Raw genomic sequence first — 641 nt, forward strand, 5'->3', positions numbered from 1 at the left:
AGACCCGACATTGCGGTGATCGCCCGCGGCAACCCGCCTCGCGTCGGCAAGCGCTAAAGATTCCTGCTCGCGCACCGCCTGCGTCGTCCACCGCCCCAGCGCCTCTCCCGTCTCGCGATCATAAAGCGCCAGCACATCCTGACGCCCGAACACCGCCGCCTTCACGCCGGCCCGTTCGTGCTCGTCGCGAATGTGCTTCTTCAAATGCCGGTCGAGATCGTATTCGGAAAAACTTGCCTGGTTGCGCGTCAGAACGCCAAGCACCTTTTCCGGGTCGCGCGCCGCCTCTTCATTCGCGCGCCTGATCTGCTCGGCCCGGACATTCGCCTCTGCGTCCGCCGCCCGCATCCGCACAGGGCCGATATGTTCCTGCGGCACCGCACTCGTGGCATCGACGCGAATGGAAAAACCCTGGCTGGCAAAATACTGGTTCTGGTGATCGCGCCACAGCACGCCCCAGGCCTCTCCTTCGGCGACGGTCGCCCTGCCCGCGCTGCGCTTGATCACCGGATCGAGATCGCGCGCCTTCTTCGCGGCAAACCCATCCTCGCCGAGACGCCTCGTCGTGATCAGCAGATGCGCGTGATAATTCGCCCGCTCGCCTTCGCTCTCGGCGCCATGCGGCGCGTGCACGTCCAACT

Annotated in this window: 1 protein-coding gene; it reads right to left on the reverse strand. The window is 65.4% G+C overall.

The genetic code is table 11. The features are described from left to right. The coding region (locus tag EN780_RS36600; RefSeq protein ID WP_189557110.1) for a MobA/MobL family protein at positions 1–641 on the reverse strand (641 nt) is incomplete at both ends.

Source organism: Mesorhizobium sp. M4B.F.Ca.ET.089.01.1.1, from assembly GCF_004022605.1.
In the GTDB taxonomy this organism is placed as follows: domain Bacteria; phylum Pseudomonadota; class Alphaproteobacteria; order Rhizobiales; family Rhizobiaceae; genus Mesorhizobium; species Mesorhizobium abyssinicae.